22 protein-coding genes are annotated in these 20,551 nt (G+C 54.3%); 13 read left to right on the top strand and 9 right to left on the bottom strand.

Annotated elements, in window-relative coordinates:
- Window positions 1–222 precede the first annotated feature (222 nt).
- The 3 genes from rnr (at window position 223) to KI228_RS19485 (ending at window position 5,198) form a co-directional block, all read left to right on the top strand.
- Window positions 223–2,664: a ribonuclease R gene (gene rnr / locus KI228_RS19495; protein ID WP_044257223.1), complete on the top strand. Its 2,442-nt coding sequence runs from the start codon at window positions 223–225 to the stop codon at window positions 2,662–2,664.
- Between the two features lie 66 nt (window positions 2,665–2,730).
- Window positions 2,731–3,462, top strand: a complete 732-nt coding sequence (gene rlmB, locus KI228_RS19490; protein WP_042321448.1) for a 23S rRNA (guanosine(2251)-2'-O)-methyltransferase RlmB — start codon at window positions 2,731–2,733, stop codon at window positions 3,460–3,462.
- Window positions 3,463–3,575: 113 nt separating this feature from the next.
- Entirely contained in the window at window positions 3,576–5,198 is a 1,623-nt protein-coding gene (locus tag KI228_RS19485; protein ID WP_042999187.1) for an isovaleryl-CoA dehydrogenase, read from the top strand.
- A 37-nt stretch (window positions 5,199–5,235) separates the two neighbouring features.
- Here KI228_RS19485 and yjfN read toward each other — a convergent pair whose 3' ends face one another.
- Both yjfN and bsmA read right to left on the bottom strand, forming a co-directional pair.
- Complete coding sequence (yjfN, locus tag KI228_RS19480) at window positions 5,236–5,511, bottom strand: DUF1471 family protease activator YjfN (RefSeq protein ID WP_072140690.1); 276 nt, start codon at window positions 5,509–5,511, stop codon at window positions 5,236–5,238.
- 147 nt (window positions 5,512–5,658) lie between these two features.
- Window positions 5,659–5,988, bottom strand: coding sequence for a biofilm peroxide resistance protein BsmA (bsmA, locus tag KI228_RS19475; RefSeq protein WP_061069556.1), 330 nt, complete (start codon window positions 5,986–5,988; stop codon window positions 5,659–5,661).
- 181 nt (window positions 5,989–6,169) lie between these two features.
- Here bsmA and yjfP point away from each other — a divergent pair, with 181 nt between their 5' ends.
- Window positions 6,170–6,919 (top strand): esterase, encoded by a 750-nt coding sequence (gene yjfP, locus KI228_RS19470; protein WP_061069557.1) that lies wholly within the window; start codon window positions 6,170–6,172, stop codon window positions 6,917–6,919.
- 99 nt (window positions 6,920–7,018) lie between these two features.
- On the opposite strand, the gene yjfY is transcribed toward yjfP, so the two are convergent.
- The gene (gene yjfY, locus KI228_RS19465) at window positions 7,019–7,294 is read right to left on the bottom strand and encodes a DUF1471 family protein YjfY (protein WP_044257220.1); all 276 of its coding nucleotides are present in this window, start codon (window positions 7,292–7,294) and stop codon (window positions 7,019–7,021) included.
- 300 nt (window positions 7,295–7,594) lie between these two features.
- Between yjfY and KI228_RS19460 the strand changes: the two genes are divergently transcribed.
- From KI228_RS19460 to KI228_RS19435, 6 genes are all read left to right on the top strand, one after another.
- Entirely contained in the window at window positions 7,595–8,359 is a 765-nt protein-coding gene (locus tag KI228_RS19460) for a TSUP family transporter (protein ID WP_061069558.1), read from the top strand.
- A 159-nt stretch (window positions 8,360–8,518) separates the two neighbouring features.
- A complete protein-coding gene (gene rpsF / locus KI228_RS19455) occupies window positions 8,519–8,914 on the top strand; it encodes a 30S ribosomal protein S6 (protein WP_042321529.1) in 396 nt (131 codons plus the stop codon).
- A 6-nt stretch (window positions 8,915–8,920) separates the two neighbouring features.
- Entirely contained in the window at window positions 8,921–9,235 is a 315-nt protein-coding gene (gene priB, locus KI228_RS19450) for a primosomal replication protein N (protein ID WP_042321531.1), read from the top strand.
- A 4-nt stretch (window positions 9,236–9,239) separates the two neighbouring features.
- On the top strand, window positions 9,240–9,467 hold the full coding sequence (gene rpsR / locus KI228_RS19445) for a 30S ribosomal protein S18 (protein ID WP_000135199.1): 228 nt from the start codon (window positions 9,240–9,242) through the stop codon (window positions 9,465–9,467).
- A gap of 41 nt (window positions 9,468–9,508) precedes the next feature.
- Window positions 9,509–9,958 carry a 50S ribosomal protein L9 gene (gene rplI / locus KI228_RS19440; RefSeq protein ID WP_042999192.1) on the top strand — a complete coding sequence of 150 codons (450 nt, stop codon included), beginning with the start codon at window positions 9,509–9,511 and terminating at the stop codon, window positions 9,956–9,958.
- Between the two features lie 144 nt (window positions 9,959–10,102).
- Window positions 10,103–11,032: a DMT family transporter gene (locus KI228_RS19435; protein WP_042999193.1), complete on the top strand. Its 930-nt coding sequence runs from the start codon at window positions 10,103–10,105 to the stop codon at window positions 11,030–11,032.
- Between the two features lie 110 nt (window positions 11,033–11,142).
- Here the strand turns inward: KI228_RS19435 and KI228_RS19430 are convergent, their stop codons facing one another.
- Window positions 11,143–11,787, bottom strand: coding sequence for an OapA family protein (locus KI228_RS19430; RefSeq protein ID WP_042999194.1), 645 nt, complete (start codon window positions 11,785–11,787; stop codon window positions 11,143–11,145).
- Window positions 11,788–12,009: 222 nt separating this feature from the next.
- On the opposite strand from KI228_RS19430, the gene bamJ reads away from it, so the two are divergent.
- Window positions 12,010–12,630: a BamJ family beta-barrel-assembly machinery protein gene (gene bamJ / locus KI228_RS19425; RefSeq protein WP_042999195.1), complete on the top strand. Its 621-nt coding sequence runs from the start codon at window positions 12,010–12,012 to the stop codon at window positions 12,628–12,630.
- Window positions 12,631–12,952: 322 nt separating this feature from the next.
- Window positions 12,953–14,362: a D-serine/D-alanine/glycine transporter gene (gene cycA / locus KI228_RS19420; protein WP_042999196.1), complete on the top strand. Its 1,410-nt coding sequence runs from the start codon at window positions 12,953–12,955 to the stop codon at window positions 14,360–14,362.
- A gap of 60 nt (window positions 14,363–14,422) precedes the next feature.
- Here the strand turns inward: cycA and ytfE are convergent, their stop codons facing one another.
- From ytfE to KI228_RS19400, 4 genes are all read right to left on the bottom strand, one after another.
- On the bottom strand, window positions 14,423–15,085 hold the full coding sequence (ytfE, locus tag KI228_RS19415; protein WP_042999197.1) for an iron-sulfur cluster repair protein YtfE: 663 nt from the start codon (window positions 15,083–15,085) through the stop codon (window positions 14,423–14,425).
- A gap of 88 nt (window positions 15,086–15,173) precedes the next feature.
- A complete protein-coding gene (locus tag KI228_RS19410) occupies window positions 15,174–16,145 on the bottom strand; it encodes a DMT family transporter (RefSeq protein ID WP_042999198.1) in 972 nt (323 codons plus the stop codon).
- Window positions 16,146–16,221: 76 nt separating this feature from the next.
- A complete protein-coding gene (locus KI228_RS19405) occupies window positions 16,222–17,046 on the bottom strand; it encodes an AraC family transcriptional regulator (RefSeq protein ID WP_061069559.1) in 825 nt (274 codons plus the stop codon).
- 81 nt (window positions 17,047–17,127) lie between these two features.
- A complete protein-coding gene (locus KI228_RS19400) occupies window positions 17,128–17,976 on the bottom strand; it encodes an SDR family oxidoreductase (protein WP_141227659.1) in 849 nt (282 codons plus the stop codon).
- Between the two features lie 90 nt (window positions 17,977–18,066).
- Here KI228_RS19400 and KI228_RS19395 point away from each other — a divergent pair, with 90 nt between their 5' ends.
- On the top strand, window positions 18,067–18,447 hold the full coding sequence (locus KI228_RS19395) for a winged helix-turn-helix transcriptional regulator (RefSeq protein WP_042321550.1): 381 nt from the start codon (window positions 18,067–18,069) through the stop codon (window positions 18,445–18,447).
- A gap of 38 nt (window positions 18,448–18,485) precedes the next feature.
- Here the strand turns inward: KI228_RS19395 and cpdB are convergent, their stop codons facing one another.
- A complete protein-coding gene (gene cpdB, locus KI228_RS19390) occupies window positions 18,486–20,429 on the bottom strand; it encodes a 2',3'-cyclic-nucleotide 2'-phosphodiesterase (RefSeq protein WP_061069561.1) in 1,944 nt (647 codons plus the stop codon).
- Window positions 20,430–20,551 lie beyond the last annotated feature (122 nt).

Here is a 20,551-nt window from a genome sequence, read left to right as displayed (position 1 = left end):
TCCAAAGCATTTCGCGTCGTATCGCGGCGGCAACTGAGTGACAAATTCGTCAGGAACGAATTTGAACAGCCGCAGGCTGGCCTTCGGTGAGAGACTGGGATGTCTCTCATAAATCCCCAGGAGCTTACAAAAGTAAGCGACTGGGGAGAGCAAAGGCAGCCAACAAAGAGACGGCGTGAAAGACGACGGAATTCCACCGGAGCTGACAATGGAGGAACCTCAATGTCACAAGATCCTTTCCAGGAACGCGAAGCTGAAAAGTACGAAAATCCTATCCCAAGCCGGGAATTTATCCTCGAACATTTAACTAAACGCGAAAAACCGGCCAGCCGCGATGAGCTGGCTGTGGAACTGAACATAAAAGGCGAAGAGCAGCAGGAAGCCCTGCGTCGCCGCCTGCGCGCGATGGAGCGTGACGGACAACTGGTCTTCACCCGTCGGCAGTGTTATGCGCTGCCGGAACGCCTCGATCTGCTGAAAGGTACCGTTATTGGCCACCGTGATGGCTATGGCTTTCTGCGCGTCGAAGGGCGTAAAGACGATTTGTATCTCTCCAGCGAGCAGATGAAAACCTGCATTCATGGCGATCAGGTATTGGCGCAACCGCTGGGCGCGGATCGTAAAGGCCGCCGTGAAGCGCGTATTGTGCGCGTTCTGGTGCCAAAAACCAGCCAGATTGTCGGTCGTTACTTTACTGAAGCGGGCGTGGGTTTTGTGGTTCCTGACGACAGCCGTCTGAGCTTCGATATTCTGATCCCGCCTGAAGATATCATGGGCGCGCGCATGGGCTTTGTGGTGGTGGTTGAACTCACCCAGCGCCCGACCCGCCGCACCAAAGCGGTAGGGAAAATCGTCGAAGTGCTGGGCGACAACATGGGAACCGGTATGGCCGTCGATATGGCGCTGCGAACCCATGAAATCCCGTATATCTGGCCAGCCGCCGTTGAGAAACAAGTTGCCGGTCTGAAAGAAGAGGTGCCTGAAGAGGCAAAAGTCGGGCGTGTGGATTTACGCGATTTGCCGCTGGTCACCATCGACGGCGAAGATGCCCGCGACTTTGACGATGCGGTCTATTGCGAGAAGAAACGCGGTGGCGGCTGGCGTTTATGGGTGGCGATTGCTGACGTGAGCTATTACGTGCGTCCGCCGACGCCGCTGGATCAGGAAGCGCGTAATCGCGGGACGTCCGTGTACTTCCCGTCGCAGGTGGTACCGATGCTACCGGAGGTGCTCTCCAACGGCCTGTGCTCACTGAACCCGCAGGTTGACCGCCTGTGCATGGTCTGCGAAATGACCATCTCTACCAAAGGCCGTCTGACGGGATATAAATTCTACGAAGCGGTGATGAGCTCACATGCGCGTCTGACCTACACCAAGGTCTGGCACATGTTGCAGGGCGATCAGGAGTTGCGCGAGCAGTATGCGCCGCTGGTTAAGCATATCGAAGAGTTACACAACCTCTACAAAGTGTTGGATAAAGCCCGTGAAGAGCGCGGCGGCATCTCGTTTGAGAGTGAAGAAGCGAAGTTCATTTTCAACGCGGAACGCCGTATTGAGCGAATTGAGCAGACCCAGCGTAACGATGCGCACAAGCTGATCGAAGAGTGCATGATTCTGGCGAACATCTCGGCGGCGCGTTTCGTTGAGAAAGCTCAGGAGCCTGCGCTGTTCCGTATACACGACAAACCGACGACTGAGGCGATCACTTCCTTCCGTTCTGTTCTGGCGGAGCTGGGGCTGGAACTGCCTGGCGGTAATAAGCCGGAGCCGCGCGATTACGCGGAACTGCTGGAATCGGTTGCCGATCGCCCTGACGCCGAAATGCTGCAAACGATGCTGCTGCGTTCGATGAAGCAGGCGATTTACGATCCGGAAAACCGCGGTCACTTTGGTCTGGCGCTACAGTCGTATGCGCACTTTACCTCGCCGATCCGTCGTTACCCGGATCTCTCCCTGCACCGCGCCATTAAGTATCTGTTGGCGAAAGAGCAGGGCCATAAAGGTAACACCACCGAAACGGGTGGCTACCATTATTCGATGGAAGAGATGCTGCAACTGGGTCAGCACTGTTCGATGGCTGAGCGCCGTGCGGATGAAGCAACCCGTGACGTCGCTGACTGGCTGAAGTGCGACTTCATGCTGGATCAGGTCGGCAACGTCTTTAAAGGCGTGATTGCCAGCGTCACCGGCTTTGGCTTCTTTGTGCGTCTGGACGAACTGTTCATCGATGGCCTGGTCCACGTCTCCTCGCTGGATAACGACTACTATCGTTTTGACCAGGTGGGACAGCGCCTGACCGGCGAATCCAGCGGCCAGACTTATCGTCTTGGCGATCGCGTGGAAGTGAAAGTCGAAGCCGTGAATATGGATGAGCGCAAGATTGATTTCAGCCTGATTTCCAGCGAGCGTGCGCCGCGTAACGAAGGTAAAACGGCGCGTGAAAGAGCGAAGAAAGGCGATGCGGGTAAAAAAACCGGCCGCCGTCGTCAGGTTGGTAAGAAAGCCAATTTCGAGCCTGACAGCGCTTTCCGTGGCGAGAAGAAACAAAAACCAAAGGCGGCGAAGAAAGAGGCCAGAAAAGCGAAAAAGCCTTCTGAGAAAACGCAAAAAATAGCGGCGGCGACAAAAGCAAAGCGTGCCGCTAAAAAGAAAACGGCACAGTAAGCCGGACAGTGTAAGCCGGGGAAGCATTGCGTCTCCCGGCATGATTAACTATTAACGAGTGATTTCATGAGTGAAATGATTTACGGCATCCATGCGGTGCAGGCCCTGCTGGAGCGTGCTCCTGAACGTTTTCAGGATGTCTTTATTCTCAAAGGCCGTGAAGATAAACGCCTGCTGCCGCTGATCCATGCTCTGGAAGCACAGGGCGTGGTCATCCAACTGGCAAACCGTCAGTTTCTGGATGAGAAAAGCGAAGGAGCCGTCCATCAGGGCATTATCGCTCGCGTGAAGCCGGGTCGTCAGTATCAGGAAAACGATCTACCGGATCTGATTGCTTCGCTGGATCAACCGTTCCTGCTGATCCTTGATGGCGTGACCGATCCGCATAACCTCGGTGCCTGTCTGCGTAGCGCCGATGCCGCTGGCGTTAATGCGGTGATCGTGCCGAAAGATCGTTCTGCGCAGTTGAATGCCACGGCGAAGAAAGTCGCCTGCGGTGCAGCGGAAAGCGTCCCGTTGATTCGGGTGACTAACCTGGCGCGTACCATGCGTATGTTGCAGGAAGAGAATATCTGGATTGTCGGCACGGCGGGTGAAGCTGACCATACTCTCTATCAGAGCAAAATGACCGGCCGTATGGCGCTGGTGATGGGGGCGGAAGGTGAGGGGATGCGTCGCCTGACGCGTGAACATTGCGATGAGCTGATCAGCATTCCAATGGCCGGAAGCGTCTCTTCGCTCAACGTTTCTGTCGCGACAGGCATCTGTCTGTTCGAGGCTGTGCGGCAGCGCAGCTAATAGACGATTTCTGAAGCCATCCAGCAGGATGGCTTTTTTGTGCCCTCCTTTCCAGGCATTCTCCCCTCAGACTGACCATACTTATTGAGATGCCATTGAAGGAGGGAAACACAATGCACTGGCAAACTCACACCGTTTTTAATCAGCCGTTACCCCTGAATAACAGCAATCTGTTCCTGTCTGATGGCGCGCTCTGCGAGGCCGTAGCGCGTGAGGGGGCAGGCTGGGACAGCGAACTTCTCGCCAGTATCGGTCAACAACTTGGCACTGCGGAATCGCTGGAGCTGGGACGGCTGGCGAATACCTGGCCGCCAGAATTGCTACGTTACGATCCCCAGGGGCAGCGTCTGGACGACGTTCGCTTCCATCCCGCGTGGCATCTGTTGATGCAGGGACTGTGTGCCAACCGTATTCACAATCTGCCCTGGGTAGAGGCGGCGCGAGACGGATCGTTTGTCGCCCGGGCAGCCCGCTTTGTCCTGCATGCGCAGGTGGAGGCCGGCACGTTATGCCCCATCACCATGACTTTTGCCGCGACACCGCTATTGCAGCAAATGTTGCCCGCCGTATTTGCCGACTGGCAAACGCCGCTACACAGCGATCGCTATGATTCGCATCTTGCGCCGGGGGGCCAAAAACGTGGCCTGCTGATCGGCATGGGGATGACGGAAAAACAGGGCGGTTCTGATGTGTTGAGCAACACCACCCGCGCCGAGCGTCTGGCGGATGGGTCGTACCGGCTGGTGGGACATAAATGGTTTTTCTCTGTGCCGCAAAGTGATGCCCATCTGGTGCTGGCACAGGCAAAAGGTGGCCTCTCCTGTTTCTTCGTCCCGCGCTTTTTACCTGACGGCCAGCGCAATGCGATCCGCCTTGAACGGCTGAAAGACAAGCTGGGGAATCGTTCCAATGCCAGCGCGGAAGTCGAGTTTCAGGATGCCATCGGCTGGCTTCTTGGTGATGAGGGAGAAGGCATTCGTCATATCCTGAAGATGGGCGGTCTGACGCGTTTTGACTGTGCGCTCGGCAGTCACGGACTGATGCGCCGCGCCTTCTCGGTGGCGATTTACCACGCGCACCAGCGTCAGGTGTCCGGCAAGCCGCTGATTGAGCAACCGATGATGCGTCAGGTGCTTAGTCGTATGGCGCTCCAGCTGGAAGGACAAACCGCATTATTGTTTCGTCTGGCCCATGCCTGGGATCGGCGTAGCGATGCCAAAGAGCGACTCTGGGCGCGTCTGTTCACGCCAGCGGCAAAATTTGCCGTTTGTAAAGGCGGCATTCCGTTCGTGGCGGAGGCAATGGAAGTGCTTGGCGGCGTAGGGTATTGCGAAGAGAGCGAACTGCCGCGACTGTACCGGGAAATGCCGGTCAATAGTATCTGGGAGGGATCCGGTAACGTCATGTGTCTCGACGTCTTGCGGGTTATCAACAAGCAAACCGGGGTCGATGAGATGCTGAGTGAGGCATTCTCTGAGGTCAGGGGGCAGGACAGGCATTTTGATCGCGCGGTACGCCAGCTTTTGCCGCGACTGCGCAAACCTTCCGAAGAACTGGGTCGTGAGATCACCCAGCAGATTTTCCTGTTGGGATGCGGAATAGAAATGTTACGGCACGCATCACCGCCTGTTGCCCAGGCCTGGTGTCAGATGATGCTGGATACGCGCGGCGGAATGCGGTTATCAGAACGGGTACAGGACGCGTTGCTGCTGCGGGCGACGGGGGGATTGCGCTGATACGTTGCCGGATGCGTTTACGCCATCCGGCAATCTGTTATGCGTAGAGTATGGCTTGTACGCGCCAGTTATCAGGCTGCTGCTCTTCATACATCTGAATAATGCGATACCACGATGCGCCTTGTTCATCGGCTTTTAACGCGACAATCCGCTCCACATCCTGTGGGTTTCCGGAAATATTACTGACAGAGATCAGGCCAATTTCATTGAGGCCAGTCACGCAATCCGCACTCGCGAATTCAGCAGACTGCGCCGTCGTACTCACCAGTCCGGCAGTTAACAGCAGTGAGGATAAGGCAAGAGATTGTTTCATCGTCAGCTCCATTTTACGTTTCCCCGCAATGCGCAGGGCATTCCATCGCCGAAATAAACGTCCAGCCTCCTGCTGTCGGTTTATTGTGCACAGGTAAACGTATAGAGGCGTAAAGCTACGTGAAATTGGCTTAAATTCCATCAATGATTATTTACGATATAAGACGGCCTGTGAGTACCACTGACCCGTCACGATAGTTTCATCAACCATGACAATAACGTAATAATCGGCTTTCACTGCGGCGGCTTTCGCTCTGACTTCATCAACTGCATCATCCGGAGAGCCTCTGACCAGAGAGGTCACGGTTCCCATTCGCTGCAACCCTTGTGTCTGGTCGCGACGAATTTCCTGCGGATGATCGGCGACGGGCGGTGCTGGCTGTGGCGTTCCCTGAAGAATGCTACATCCACTTAACAGCATCACCAACATCAAAGAGGTAAACCGACGCATCACTCTATCTCGTTTCCTGATAGCCATAGTGTAGTGCCTTATTAATTTCCCTTTGGGGGAATGTTCCCAAAATGTTACCTTCCGCGCGATTTTCGAATGAAAATGTCGTGAAAGCGTAATCCAGTTCTCAACATTATGAATCGTTGTTGAATACGTCACCTTGTTTAATAATGTGACCTATAGCATACCCGCGCCAAAAGAGGTGCAAATGATTGAAATTGAAACATGTCAACTGGCGGAACATCATCTGCTTCACGCCTTTCCTTCGGGGCAACGCAGTACACTTTTGCCGTGTATTGTTTTCTACCACGGGTTTACCTCTTCCAGCCTGGTCTACAGCTATTTTGCCGTGGCGCTGGCGCAGGCCGGATTTCGGGTCATTATGCCAGACGCCGCCGGACATGGGGCGCGTTTCAATGGTGACGAACAGGCGAGAATGGGCCACTTCTGGCAGATTTTGCAGCAGAGCATGCAGGAGTTTACGGCGTTACGTGCGGCACTGCGTGCAGAAAACTGGCTGCTGGAGGAACGTCTTGCGGTTGGCGGCGCATCGATGGGGGCAATGACTGCGCTGGGGATCATGACTCAGCATCCGGAGGTCAAATGTGCCGCCAGCCTGATGGGCTCGGGTTATTTCACCCGTCTGGCGCGAACGCTGTTTCCCCCTTGTGCCCTGGACACGCCCGCCCGTCAGGAGGAATTCACGCATATCATTGCGCCGTTGGCGAAGTGGGATGTGTCGCAGCAGCTCGCCCGACTGGCCGACAGACCGCTGCTGTTATGGCATGGCCAGGACGATGATGTGGTGCCAGCGGCGGAAAGTTTCCGTTTACAGCAGGCAATGATTCAGGCCGGCCTGGACCACAATTTGACCTGTCAGTGGCAAGCAGGCGTACGCCATCGCATTACGCCCGAAGCCCTGGCCGCAACGGTGTCGTTTTTCCGTCAGCATCTCTGACGCAGGCGCTAGCTAGCCATACGTCATCATGCAAAAAAAAGCCCCCTGAACAGGGGGCAAGTCAAGCTATGGCTTTCTTTTCGTTGGACTTTCCTGGTGCTAGCGATAAATATCCGCGCTGGCGTGGATGTTGCCGTTACTACCGGGTTCCCGCATCAGGATCACGTGGTAGTACGTTGCGCCCTGCGCATCGGTCTCTTCATTCAGGGCCCTTTCTGCATCACTTTCAGTGGCGAAGTTATGATTGATGTAAATGACGCCTAAGCTCTGCACATCATCCATGTTTCGGGCTTGCTGGTGGTCTATTTCAATGGCGGCGAATGTATTTGCACTGAGCAACAGTCCCGCCAGAAGGGTGACAAAACGGATTCGCATACCTACCTCCTCGACAGCTGACTCTGATTAGCGATTTCTCCTGTTAGTCGATAACGTCTGATTTAATTTTAATCGCTACTTTGTCGGTCGATAGCGACCATTTCTGATGCAGTTGTTCAAAAAATTACCGCGATCCGTTCTTTCTGAATGTAAACAATCGGCTAGCCCGTTTTGCTGTGGCGAAAAATACCTGTTTTTCTGACAAGAACACTTACCGAATCGTCAATATCACTGTCGGCCATCGCCGCTTATAGTGAGCCGAAACATAAAGCTAACTTTATGATAATAAGGCAAAAAGATATGGATATTTCATTCATGAATTTCAGCTACTTCGCCATTATGTTTATGGTGGCGCTGATAGCGGGTTTTATTAATGTAGTTTCAGGCGGCGGTGGGTTTTTATCGATTGGAGCGCTATTGCTCTCAGGATTGCCGCCAGCCAATGCGCTGGCGACCAATAAGATTCAGGCGCTGGGCAGTTCATTGACGTCGGGGATCTACTTTCTGCGTCGCGGACATATCAACATCCAGCAGCATAAGTATGTCTTTTTATCCGCGTTTGTGGGAGCGGCTCTGGGGACGACGCTTATCCAGTTCATTGAACCGGAACTGCTGAAAAAACTGTTACCGGTACTCATCATCGCGGTAGCGCTGTACTTTATTTTTGCCCCCAATCTCACTGAACCAAAAAAGAAGCAGCAGGTGTCACTGTTTCTCTTTTCCCTGATAGGGGGAGGGTGCGTTGGTTTCTATGATGGATTCCTCGGCGCCGGGGCCGGTTCCTTTTATACCCTGTGCTACATCCTGCTGTGGGGATACAGCATCGATAAAGCGCAAATTCACTCTAATTTCATTAATCTTGCGTCCAACATCGCCTCTATTCTGTTCTTCATTTTCGGTGGCAAAATGATCTGGTCGCTGGGACTGGTGATGTTCGCCGGGCAGGCGCTTGGCGCACGCCTGGGGGCGACGGTAGTCCTCACGCGCGGCAAGAAAGTGATCAGGCCGATGATCGTGATTGTCTCTATCTGCATCAGCGGCAAAATGCTATTGGATATGTATTAAGGGCGTCCTGACAAATATTCCTGGAATCACCTTGAGTTTGCGGCCTGACACCAGTATTATGACGCGTCAATTTTTCAGCCGACCTTTAACACGTTCCTTGCCTCCATGGGCCGCGGCTGACCCAGACAGGAGGCTGAATAATCCGTAAGGAGCAATTCGATGCGTCATTACGAAATCGTTTTTATGGTCCATCCTGACCAGAGCGAACAGGTTCCGGGTATGATCGAGCGTTACTCTGCTGCCATCACTGGTGCAGAAGGCAAGATCCACCGTCTGGAAGACTGGGGCCGCCGTCAGCTGGCTTACCCGATCAACAAACTGCACAAAGCTCACTACGTTCTGCTGAACGTTGAAGCACCGCAGGAAGTGATCGATGAGCTGGAAACAACTTTCCGCTTCAACGACGCCGTTATCCGCAGCATGGTAATGCGTACTAAGCACGCTGTTACCGAAGCATCTCCGATGGTTAAAGCGAAAGACGAGCGCCGTGAGCGTCGCGATGATTTCGCAAACGAAACCGCAGATGATGCTGAAGCTGGGGATTCTGAAGAGTAATTTCTGATGACCAACCGTCTGGTGTTGTCCGGCACCGTGTGCAGGACCCCCCTTCGAAAGGTCAGTCCATCAGGAATTCCGCACTGCCAGTTCGTGCTTGAGCATCGTTCTGTGCAGGAGGAAGCCGGATTTCACCGGCAGGCGTGGTGCCAAATGCCCGTGATTGTTAGCGGACACGAAAACCAGGCCATTACTCACAGTATAACGGTCGGTAGCGCAGTGACCGTTCAGGGGTTCATCTCTTGCCACAAGGCAAAGAACGGCCTGAGCAAAATGGTTCTGCATGCCGAGCAGATTGAATTGATAGATTCTGGAGACTAGCCATATGGCACGTTATTTCCGTCGTCGCAAGTTCTGCCGTTTCACCGCGGAAGGCGTTCAAGAGATCGACTATAAAGATATCGCTACGCTGAAAAACTACATCACCGAAAGCGGTAAGATTGTCCCAAGCCGTATCACCGGTACCCGTGCAAAATACCAGCGTCAGCTGGCTCGCGCTATCAAACGCGCTCGCTACCTGTCTCTGCTGCCGTACACTGATCGTCATCAGTAATCGGTCACGGTCCATTAATACGACTTTGAGAGGATAAGGTAATGCAAGTTATTCTGCTTGATAAAGTAGCAAACCTGGGTAGCCTGGGTGATCAGGTTAACGTTAAAGCGGGCTATGCTCGTAACTTCCTGGTACCACAGGGTAAAGCTGTTCCTGCTACCAAGAAAAACGTTGAATACTTCGAAGCACGTCGCGCTGAACTGGAAGCTAAACTGGCTGACGTTCTGGCTGCTGCAAATGCACGCGCAGAGAAAATCAACGCACTGGAAACCGTTACCATCACGTCTAAAGCAGGCGACGAAGGTAAACTGTTCGGTTCCATCGGTACCCGCGACATCGCTGATGCTGTAACTGCAGCTGGCGTTGAAGTGGCTAAGAGCGAAGTTCGTCTGCCGAACGGCGTTCTGCGTACCACTGGTGAGCACGAAGTGGACTTCCAGGTTCACAGCGAAGTATTCGCTAAGCTGACCATTAACGTTGTTGCAGAATAAGTTTTTATTCTGATAACGTCGTAAGAAACGCCGACCTTGTGTCGGCGTTTTGCTTTTCTGCTCCCCTCATTTTTCGCTCTGGCTATTCTTTGTCCTTTTCGGGATAATCATTAAAAATAAAACATAATTTCAATCTGGTGATGAATGGATACTCCGCACCCGCAACCTTTGTTTGCGCGTAAAAATGTTGTCTGGCTGAGCGCGGCGTTTTGTTGTCTGCTCTGGGGCAGCGCCTATCCGGCCATAAAGAGCGGTTATGAGATCTTCCAGATCGCCGCTGACGATATTCCGTCCAAAATTGTTTTCGCTGGTTACCGCTTCCTGTTCGCAGGTCTGCTGTTACTCTTGCTGGCGATAGCGCAGCGTAAGCCGATTGGCCGCCTGAGTTCCCGGCAGTTCGGGCAATTGACGCTGCTGGGAGTGACGCAGACCTCGCTGCAATACATCTTCTTTTACATCGGTCTGGCGTTCACTACCGGCGTGAAGGGATCGATCATGAATGCCACGGGCACCTTCTTCAGCGTGCTGTTGGCGCACTTCATCTATCAGAACGACAAACTGAGTTACAACAAAACGCTGGGATGCATTCTCGGTTTTACCGGCGTGATGGTGGTGAACTTCAACAGCGGGCTGCTGGATTTTAATTTTACCCTGGCGGGCGATGGCTCAATTGTGCTGGCGGCATTTATTCTCTCCGCCGCGACACTTTACGGTAAGCGACTCTCTCAGACGGTCGATCCAACCGTGATGACGGGGTATCAGTTAGGGATTGGCGGGCTGGTGTTGGTGATCGGTGGTTATGTCTTTGGCGGCACACTGGCGGTTCACGGTCTCGCATCGGTGGCGATTCTCGGTTACCTGACGTTGCTCTCTTCAGTGGCGTTCGCGCTGTGGAGTATTTTGCTTAAGTATAACCGTGTGGGGATGATTGCACCGTTTAACTTCCTGATCCCGGTCTCCGGCGCGGTGCTGTCCGCGATTTTTCTCGGTGAGAATATCCTGGAGTGGAAATACGCGATTGCGCTGGTTCTGGTGTGCTCGGGGATCTGGTGGGTTAATAAGGTGAAGCGGTAACGCCGCCAATGCCGTGGTAGGCCGGATAAGGGCAAGCCGCCATCCGGCACGGCGCTGATGTGCCTGATGGCGCTACGCTTATCAGACCTGGCAGACCCCGGCATGATGAATTAACGTACGCGGATAAAGCTGCCGTCAGGTTGACGAGTAAACAGTACCTGCTGATTGTTGCCGGTGTCGATAGTCAGTCCGGTCACCACGCCATTCGCGTTCTGGCGAATTTGCACCATCTGCCCGCTCTGGAGAGTGCTTAGCGGTTTCCCCGCACCTTCAACCTGCGCCATCGCATAAACATCTGTAGGTGGCAGTCCGTGGTCGCGGAACAGTTGTGCCATGGTTTTACCGGGCTCTACGCGATAGGAGCGCCATTGCTGCTCAATGCCGCTATCCTGCTGGAAAGGCTGGGTTTGCGGTTGCTGTGACTGAGGTTGCTCTTCCGGTTGCCCTTCCTGAATGGGTTCCGGCGCAACGGGAGCGACCTGGCCTGGATCGTTTTGCGGGGCCACAAGCTGGGCCTGAAGCTGCGCTTCCGTCGGGGGTTGAGACTGCGACTGGAGATCCAGTTGCGCGTTACGGGTTACCGCTGGCGTATCGTTCGTGTCGCTTGAGGGGAGAAGGAAACCGACGACCAGCACAATCGCTGCAATGATAATGCCGCGGCGATGCATAGACGGAAGCGGATCCATAATGCGAAAATTGTCCGGTGCATGCCAGATTTTCGCCAGGGTTGGTTTTAATTCAAAGCGCCCGGGCATGGCTTTCCTCCTGCTCCGCGTCTCGTTCCTCAATCATAGAGTATAGACAGCTAACGCTATGATGTTCGTGATATTCCCCGTTTTTGGCACATATACAGGGGGATATCCCTATTGTTTCTTTTTCGTCGTGATTTGTCATCCACCCCGAGACAACATTTTACCGGGAGAAGCCTGGCTGTTATGCTGCCCGCTACTTTTTTATATCCGATGAAAGGAAATACGATGGCAACCCCGACTTTTGACACTATCGAAGCGCAAGCAAGCTACGGCATTGGTTTGCAGGTAGGACAGCAACTGAGCGAATCCGGACTGGAAGGGCTGTTGCCTGAAGCGCTGGTTGCCGGTATTGCTGACGCGCTGGAAGGCAAGCAGCCAGCCGTGCCGGTTGATGTGGTACACCGCGCGCTGCGCGAGATCCATGAACGTGCGGATGCCGTACGTCGCGAACGCTTCCAGGCGATGGCCGCAGATGGCGTGAAATATCTGGAAGAAAACCGTGAGAAAGACGGTGTGAACAGCACGGAATCTGGTCTGCAATTCCGCGTCCTGACTCAGGGCGAAGGCGCTATCCCGGCTCGTACTGACCGCGTTCGTGTGCACTACACCGGTAAACTGATCGACGGTACCGTCTTTGACAGCTCTGTTGCGCGCGGCGAACCGGCTGAATTCCCGGTAAACGGCGTGATTCCTGGCTGGATTGAAGCGCTGACCCTGATGCCGGTTGGCTCTAAATGGGAACTGACCATTCCTCAGGAACTGGCTTACGGCGAACGTGGCGCCGGTGCGTCGATCCCGCCATTCAGCACCCTGGTGTTTGACGTCGAACTGCTGGAAATTCTGTAACTAGTCACTTCTGTTCCCCCTCCACGCCGGAGGGGGACGAAAAATGCGCAATAACGCTGCTCGATTGCCGGGTATCGGAGTTTTATCTTGCAAATGCATCAGTTGCGTGTATTTTTGTGAGCTAATTCGCGTTACCAGAGTGATATGACACTCACTTTAAACATATAATTAACATAATATCTAAATCTTAGTATTCATCCCGCCGATTCTTACCTAATATCGATAAGTCCTGAAAACAGGATCGTCGTATCATAGATGCACAACAGACGCATTAAAGGCCGCAGAGCCCGCACAACACAGACAGGTACAGGAAGAATAAAATATGGTAGATCAGGTAAAAGTCGCCGCCGACGAACAGGCTCCGACTGAACAGTCGCTACGGCGCAATCTTACAAACCGACATATTCAGCTTATCGCCATCGGCGGTGCCATTGGTACGGGCCTGTTTATGGGGTCGGGTAAAACGATCAGTCTCGCCGGGCCGTCGATCATTTTTGTTTATATGATCATTGGTTTTATGCTTTTTTTCGTGATGCGCGCAATGGGAGAATTGCTGCTCTCGAATCTGGAATACAAATCTTTTAGCGACTTTGCTTCGGATCTGCTGGGACCGTGGGCAGGTTATTTCACCGGCTGGACCTACTGGTTCTGTTGGGTGGTGACCGGGATGGCGGATGTCGTCGCTATTACGGCCTACGCGCAGTTCTGGTTCCCCGGTCTTTCCGACTGGGTCGCCTCGCTGGCGGTAGTGATCCTGCTGCTGAGCCTTAACCTTGCCACCGTGAAAATGTTCGGTGAGATGGAGTTCTGGTTCGCGATGATCAAAATCGTCGCTATCGTGTCGCTGATTATCGTCGGCCTGGTGATGATTGCCATGCACTTCCAGTCGCCAACCGGTGTGGAAGCGTCGTTTGCTCACCTGTGGAATGATGGCGGCTGGTTCCCGAAAGGCATTAGCGGCTTCTTTGCCGGTTTCCAGATAGCCGTGTTCGCCTTTGTCGGGATCGAACTGGTCGGGACGACGGCGGCGGAAACGAAAGATCCGGAGAAATCGCTGCCGCGCGCCATTAACTCGATTCCGATTCGTATCATCATGTTTTACGTCTTTGCGCTGATCGTCATCATGTCCGTAACGCCGTGGAGTTCAGTGGTGCCGGATAAGAGTCCGTTCGTTGAGTTGTTCGTGCTGGTGGGTCTGCCTGCCGCTGCGAGCGTGATTAACTTCGTGGTCCTGACGTCCGCTGCTTCCTCTGCAAACAGTGGCGTGTTCTCTACCAGCCGTATGCTGTTTGGTCTGGCGCAGGAAGGCGTGGCGCCGAAAGCATTCGCTAAGCTGTCTAAACGCGCGGTTCCGGCGAAAGGGCTGACCTTCTCCTGTATCTGCCTGCTGGGCGGAGTCGTGATGCTGTATGTCAACCCAAGCGTGATTGGCGCGTTCACCATGATCACGACAGTGTCGGCGATCTTGTTTATGTTCGTCTGGACTATCATCCTGTGCTCATACCTGGTGTATCGCAAACAGCGTCCACATCTGCATGAGAAGTCAATCTACAAAATGCCGCTTGGCAAGCTGATGTGCTGGGTGTGCATGGCGTTCTTCGTCTTCGTGCTGGTACTGCTGACGCTAGAAGATGATACCCGTCAGGCGCTGCTCGTCACGCCGCTGTGGTTCATTGCGCTGGGTCTGGGCTGGTGGCTGATTGGTAAGAAGCGGATGGCAGGCGTTCGTTAAAAAAAGAGCCGCGACGCGGCTCTGCAATTACATGAATCAGGGCGCTCTCGGGCGCCTTTTTTATTCGCCTGCGAGGGCGCGCGGGAACAACACATTATTTTCCAGACTGATGTGTTCCATCAGATCATCAATCATCTCATTGATGCCGTTGTACATCGCTTTCCAGGTGGTGCACGCTTCTGGCGGGATCGTCACGTTCTGGGTGGTATGTTTAATCACTTCCAGCAGTTCCCCCGCTTCATCATGCTCACTTTCCATGACGCTGATCGGCCCCATCGCCTGGCTACCCATGCCCTGTTTGATCATCGGGAACAGTATCTGCTCCTCTTTCATCATGTGGCTTGAAAGCTCCTGATGCAGCATGGTCAGATACTTCGCCAGACCTTTTGGTACGTTGGGCTTATCAGCATGAACGCGTTCAACTTTGGTGGCTTGCAGGATCAGTTCCGGCAGTTGCTCGCGGTGTCTGTCGTGATAACGCACGATGATGTGGTCGATAATTTCGACCAGCGGCGCGGTACGCCAGTCTTTATCGATCGGTTGTTCTGCCAGTTGTGCCAGTTGCGCTTCGATAGCATCAACGTCCAGCTCTTTACGGGCGGCAGCACGCGCCAGCGTCTGCTTACCGCCGCAGCAGTAATCCATATCGTACTTACGAAACAGGGCCGACGCGCGAGGGATAGAGAGCGCCAGTTCACCTAAAGGTTGATCGCGATAAGCCATAGCCATTACCTCATTCTCAATAATATAAGGTGCATTTTAAATGCACCTTTAATCGAGCGCTATAACCCTTTCGAGGGGGGGGGACGGATTAACGGCCTGGCTCTGAAAGCGGAATGACGCGTGGTTTTTCCGGTTTTGCTCTGACTGCCACCACCACGCCGATAACCAGCAAAGCGATACCGCTGAGCGTCAGCACAGGGGGAAGGGTCTGGCGCAAGATGAAGGTGTAGAGCAAACCCGCCAGCGTTTCGAACACGATCAATGGGCCGAGGATCACCGTCGGTAATCGCTGGCTGGCAATGTTCCAGCACAGCGCGCCTACCCATGAGCACAGCACCGCAATCGCCACCATTAGGCCTACAAACACCGCAGGGCGCGGGCCGAACGGCAGGGCGAAGTCGGGCATTTTCCCATGCAGCCAGAAGCAGGCGACGAGGTAGCCCAGCAGCGAAACGGGCAGGGTTACCAGCGCCTGCGCCGTCGCCCACATCATCGGGTGTTTTTCCGGGTTCTCCCGCAGCCAGCGGGCATTACGCAGCGCATACCAGGCCCAGCACACCACTGATACCAGCGCCAACGCGATGCCAGAACCGTAGCGCCAGCCGCTAAAATCAGGCAAGCCCTGGTTGAGTTCCGCAATGTTCACGCACAGCAATCCGATGCCTATCAGCAGCAGTGCTGGGGCCAGCCGTAGCCAGGAGAGCCTGCCATCGCGCTGGCTGTACAGCAGGTTGGCAAATACCGGAATGACGACCGGCAGCGTGCCGATGATCATCGTTGAGACCGGTGCGCCGGTGCGCTGAATGGCGCTGGCAAGGCAGACGTAATAAATCAGGTTGCCCATCATGGTCAGCGCCAGCGCGGTCAGCCAGTCTTTCGCCGAAAGCTGCCGCAGGCGCACACGTCCGAGCCATGCCAGCGGCAGGGCAATCAAGCCTAATGCCAGATAACGCCCCATCGACTGCAGCACCGCCGGATATTCCGGCACGATCAACGGTCCGACAAAAATCAGTCCCCACATCAACCCTGCCAGCAGGGCGTACAACACACCGCTAATCATGCTTTACATCCACATCGTTAAACATGACGCAAAGTGTAGGCAGGGAACCGGGGCGCGTATTGTATGAGCTTGCGCATTAGCGCGAATAAACCTGCTTTTGATAGCGCACGGGAGTGATGCCGTAGCGATGGGTAAAGGCGCGGGTGAGATGGGATTGATCGGTCAGGCCGGTCGCGGCGGCAACGTCCGCAGCGGGCATACCGAGAGTCAGAAAATCTTTTGCCCGCCACAGACGGATCGCCATCAGCATCTGGTGCGGCGTCACGTGGAAATGGGCTTTGAACTGACGTTGAAAGTGCCAGGGGCTAAGCGAGGCAACGCGCGCCAGTTCATCGAGGGTGACCGGCCGCATGTAGTTGTCATGTAAATAGTCGCGCACGCGCTCAAAGCGATGCGCGCCTTCCCGTGGCGCCGGGGCATGACGAGCCAGCGGCTGGAAGGTGTCGATCAGATCCAGCAACAATCCTTTTTGCGCTAAAGGATCGTCGGTGTGCCACAGTCCGTGGATCAGCGAACAAATCTGACGGGAGCGGCGCGGATCGTGACGTGTGACGTCGTGAAACCACCAGTGACGAATGCCGGTCACCTCTTCCAGCAGATCGGGCTCCAGATAGATCATCCGGTAACGCCAACCGTCGGCGGTTTCGGCCTCGCCGGTATGCAGCTCATCCGGATTCATCGTCACGACCGAGTGGGCTGGGGCAACGTACTGCGTGCCACGATAGCGAAAGCGCTCGGCACCGGCTTCTATCGCGCCAATGCCGAACGCTTCGTGGGTGTGTGGCTCAAAGGCGTAGCGTGAAATATGGGCGTGATACAACTCAACGCCCGGCACCTGCGCCAGATGGCGAAAGCGGGCGCTGTCTTTTTCATCGCTAAACTGCTCGGGTACACCTTGCACGTTGTCTCTCCCCACGCATCGTCCTGTCATTATCAGAGAGGATGCGCGGGGATGCCACCATAATTAACCGATTTTTAACACTTACAGAATACCGTTGACGCTTTCGGCCAGCGACGTGGTCGGACGACCAATCAGCTTGCTCAGCGTGTGGCTGTCATCGAACAGACCGCCTTTGGATGCCCCGATGTCTGAATCGGCCAGCATCTCCGCCAGTCCTGCTGGCAAACCGACCCCTTTCAGCACGGCGGCGAAATCGGCTTCGCTCATGTTCTGATAAACGACAGGTTTGCCACTCTGTTTACTCAGTTCTGCGGCCAACTGGCTTAGTGTCCAGGATTCATCACCCGCCAGTTCATACACTTTCCCGGCATGGCCTTCGGTGCTGATGACCTGTGCGGCGGCAGCGGCGTAATCCGCACGCGTTGCACTGGCAATTCTGCCCTCGCCCGCCGCACCGATAAATACGCCATGCTCCAGCGCAGCAGGGGCGCTGGCGAGATAGTTTTCGGTATACCAGCCGTTACGCAACAGCGCGTAGGCAATACCGGAGTCAGCCAGCATCTTCTCGGTATCGACGTGTTCAACGTGCAAAGCGAGGGGAGAGCGGTCGGCATGCAACAGGCTGGTGTAGGCGATAAATTTCACTTTCGCCGCCTTTGCCGCATTAATCACGTTACGGTGCTGAACGGCACGTTGGCCGACTTCGCTGGAGGAGATCAACAGCAGCTTGTCCACACCCTGTAACGCCTGGGTAAATGCCGCTTCGTCACTGTAATCCGCCTGACGTACGGTGATTCCCTGTTGGCTTAACGCGGTGGCCTTCGCCGGGTTGCGAACGATGGCCACAATCTGGCTGGCAGGAACGGTTTTCAGTAGGTTCTCAATAACGTGTTGGCCCAGTTGGCCCGTCGCGCCGGTAATAGCAATCATGAGGTGACTCCTTAATGTGTCGCTTGTGTTTTATAAAGCTAGCACTTAAGCTTACTTTTAGTAAGTACGTACAAAAAGGTAAGTATAAAGATGAGTGCATCGACTCTTTCTCAACAACTGCGCGACGGCAATTTGTTCGCCGAGCAGTGTCCGTCGCGTGAGGTGTTAAAGCATGTGACCAGTCGCTGGGGCGTCTTGATCCTGGTGGCGCTACGTGACGGCACACATCGCTTCAGCGATTTGCGGCGTAAAATGGGCGGCGTGAGCGAGAAGATGCTGGCGCAGTCGTTGCAGGCGCTGGAGCAGGATGGGTTTATCAACCGGGTTTCGTATCCGGTCGTGCCGCCGCACGTGGAATACAGTTTGACTCCGCTGGGCGAGCAGGTCAGTGATAAAGTCGCCGCGCTGGCGGACTGGATTGAGCTGAATTTGCCGCAGGTGCTAGCACAACGGGAAGAACGGGCGGCGTAAAACGTTGCCGGATGGCGGGATGTCATCCGGCATTAACGTTACTTGCTTAAATCCATCTGATAAATTGCGAAACCGATCTCATCGGTCGCCACTTTTTGCATCGGGTACTGGCCTTCCTCTTTGATAAACGCGGCGGCTTTATCCCCCGGCGAGGTTTCGAAGCGGATATCCAGTTTTTTCTCACTGTGAATCGGCGCCAGACGCCAGTTGTTATCGGCCGCCGGATGAATTTCCCCGACGCGTTGAGATTCCGCGCCAATCCATGCCGCCAGCACCGAGCGATTCTCATCCGGTGACGCAAAGGCAATATGGTTGTCGCCGGTTCCGGCAAACTTACCGCCATAGGCGCGATAGTTATTGGTAGCGACCAGGAAAGTGGCATTTGGGTCAATCGGCTTGCCGTTGAAGGTCAGATTTTTAATCCTTTCTGCGGACGGATTTACCGTCTGGCATTCACCGTCATAGCGTGCGGGCTGTGAGACATCAATCTGGTATTCCACGCCGTCGATCACATCGAAGTTATAGGTACGAAACCCATCCCAGTTGATGAGCGACTGCGGTTTGCTGCTGGTGATATCAATCTGATTAAACTGTCCGGCTGAGCACTCCAGCCACTCTTTCACCTCTTTACCACTGGCTTTAACGACCACCAGGGTATTCGGGTACAGGTAAAGGTCAGCGGCATTGCGGAAGGTCAACGGGCCTTTTTCGACTTCGACAAAACTGGCCGGATCGTTCTTGCGTCCGCCAACTTTAAACGGAGCGGCGGCGGAAAGCACCGGCAGTTTCGCCAGATCCGGATCGCCCTGAATGAAATGTTCGACATAGGCTTTCTGTGCGTTATTGACCACCTGAACGGTCGGATCGTCCTGCACCAGCGCCAGATAGCTGTACATGCTATCTGCGGATTTGCCGATCGGCTGGCTGACAAATTCGCGCGTCGCGTCGTGGTCGGCTTTCAGAATCTCCGCCAGTTTGCTGTCTTCGGCAGCGAGTGATTTCTTCGCAGCGGTGTCGTAAATGGGGCGCGCTTCGGCTTTGGCCTGCGTTACCTGCCATTTGCCGCTGTCGTTATTGAGCACCAGATCCACCACGCCCAGATGATCGCCCCACATGCCTGGCATCACCGCCGGCACGCCGTTCAGCGTCCCTTTTGCGATATCCGCGCCTTTGATGTTGGCAAAGTCTTTACCGGGGAAGACCGCGTGGGCATGACCAAACATAATGGCATCCACGCCGGGCACTTCACTGAGATAATAAACCGAGTTCTCGGCCATGCTCTGGTACGGGTCAGCAGAGAGTCCTGAATGCGCGATCACCACCACCACATCGGCCCCTTTTTCACGCATTTCTGGGACATAGCGACGTGCGGTTTCGGTAATGTCGTTAACCGTCACTTTGCCGCTCAGGTTCGCTTTATCCCAGGTCATGATCTGCGGAGGGACAAACCCGATATAGCCGATTTTCAGCGTCTGCTTATGGCCTTCCTGATCGACGACATCCGTCTCTTTAATAAGATAAGGGGTAAACAACGGCTTTTTGGTCTTAACGTCGATGATATTGGCGTTAACGTAAGGGAATGACGCGCCTGCCAGCGCTTTTTGCAGATATTCCAGCCCGTAGTTGAACTCATGGTTACCGAGGTTACCAACCGCGTAATCCAGTGTATTCAGCGCTTTGTAGACCGGATGGATCTCGCCTTTTTTCAGTCCCTTTGCCGCCATATAATCGCCCAGCGGACTGCCCTGAATCAGATCGCCATTGTCGACCAGCACGCTGTTTTTGGCTTCATCGCGCGCGGCGTTAATCAGGCTTGCGGTGCGTACCAGTCCGAATTTTTCGGTTGCGGTATCTTTGTAATAATCGAAATCCATCATGTTGCTATGCAAATCAGTGGTTTCCATTATCCGTAGATCAACGGTCGCGGCATTCACGCTGGCCGCGATCAGCGTGGCCAGAAGCGTTGCACTAAACTTAATCATCAGAGGGCATCCTTTTAAGATCTGAAACACAGTAAAAAATGTATTTATATCTTCTTGCTTACAGAACTGTGAAGCATGCATCAGTTTAGCAAGCAAAACCGCAGACACTATCACAGTTGGCG

This window comes from Citrobacter amalonaticus, assembly GCF_018323885.1.
GTDB lineage: Bacteria > Pseudomonadota > Gammaproteobacteria > Enterobacterales > Enterobacteriaceae > Citrobacter_A > Citrobacter_A amalonaticus.
This window is presented reverse-complemented; position numbering and strand designations above follow the sequence as displayed.

Coding starts and splice junctions, on each gene's coding strand:
- KI228_RS19460 (WP_061069558.1), top strand. CDS start 7,595: ATGGATATTTCATTCATGAATTTCAGCTACTTCGCCATTATGTTTATG.
- bsmA (WP_061069556.1), bottom strand. CDS start 5,988: ATGGCTATCAGGAAACGAGATAGAGTGATGCGTCGGTTTACCTCTTTG.
- rlmB (WP_042321448.1), top strand. CDS start 2,731: ATGAGTGAAATGATTTACGGCATCCATGCGGTGCAGGCCCTGCTGGAG.
- rplI (WP_042999192.1), top strand. CDS start 9,509: ATGCAAGTTATTCTGCTTGATAAAGTAGCAAACCTGGGTAGCCTGGGT.
- ytfE (WP_042999197.1), bottom strand. CDS start 15,085: ATGGCTTATCGCGATCAACCTTTAGGTGAACTGGCGCTCTCTATCCCT.
- yjfN (WP_072140690.1), bottom strand. CDS start 5,511: ATGAAACAATCTCTTGCCTTATCCTCACTGCTGTTAACTGCCGGACTG.
- rpsR (WP_000135199.1), top strand. CDS start 9,240: ATGGCACGTTATTTCCGTCGTCGCAAGTTCTGCCGTTTCACCGCGGAA.
- KI228_RS19430 (WP_042999194.1), bottom strand. CDS start 11,787: ATGCCCGGGCGCTTTGAATTAAAACCAACCCTGGCGAAAATCTGGCAT.
- cpdB (WP_061069561.1), bottom strand. CDS start 20,429: ATGATTAAGTTTAGTGCAACGCTTCTGGCCACGCTGATCGCGGCCAGC.
- priB (WP_042321531.1), top strand. CDS start 8,921: ATGACCAACCGTCTGGTGTTGTCCGGCACCGTGTGCAGGACCCCCCTT.
- yjfP (WP_061069557.1), top strand. CDS start 6,170: ATGATTGAAATTGAAACATGTCAACTGGCGGAACATCATCTGCTTCAC.
- rnr (WP_044257223.1), top strand. CDS start 223: ATGTCACAAGATCCTTTCCAGGAACGCGAAGCTGAAAAGTACGAAAAT.
- KI228_RS19395 (WP_042321550.1), top strand. CDS start 18,067: ATGAGTGCATCGACTCTTTCTCAACAACTGCGCGACGGCAATTTGTTC.
- bamJ (WP_042999195.1), top strand. CDS start 12,010: ATGGCAACCCCGACTTTTGACACTATCGAAGCGCAAGCAAGCTACGGC.
- yjfY (WP_044257220.1), bottom strand. CDS start 7,294: ATGCGAATCCGTTTTGTCACCCTTCTGGCGGGACTGTTGCTCAGTGCA.
- KI228_RS19400 (WP_141227659.1), bottom strand. CDS start 17,976: ATGATTGCTATTACCGGCGCGACGGGCCAACTGGGCCAACACGTTATT.
- KI228_RS19410 (WP_042999198.1), bottom strand. CDS start 16,145: ATGATTAGCGGTGTGTTGTACGCCCTGCTGGCAGGGTTGATGTGGGGA.
- KI228_RS19485 (WP_042999187.1), top strand. CDS start 3,576: ATGCACTGGCAAACTCACACCGTTTTTAATCAGCCGTTACCCCTGAAT.
- KI228_RS19435 (WP_042999193.1), top strand. CDS start 10,103: ATGGATACTCCGCACCCGCAACCTTTGTTTGCGCGTAAAAATGTTGTC.
- cycA (WP_042999196.1), top strand. CDS start 12,953: ATGGTAGATCAGGTAAAAGTCGCCGCCGACGAACAGGCTCCGACTGAA.
- rpsF (WP_042321529.1), top strand. CDS start 8,519: ATGCGTCATTACGAAATCGTTTTTATGGTCCATCCTGACCAGAGCGAA.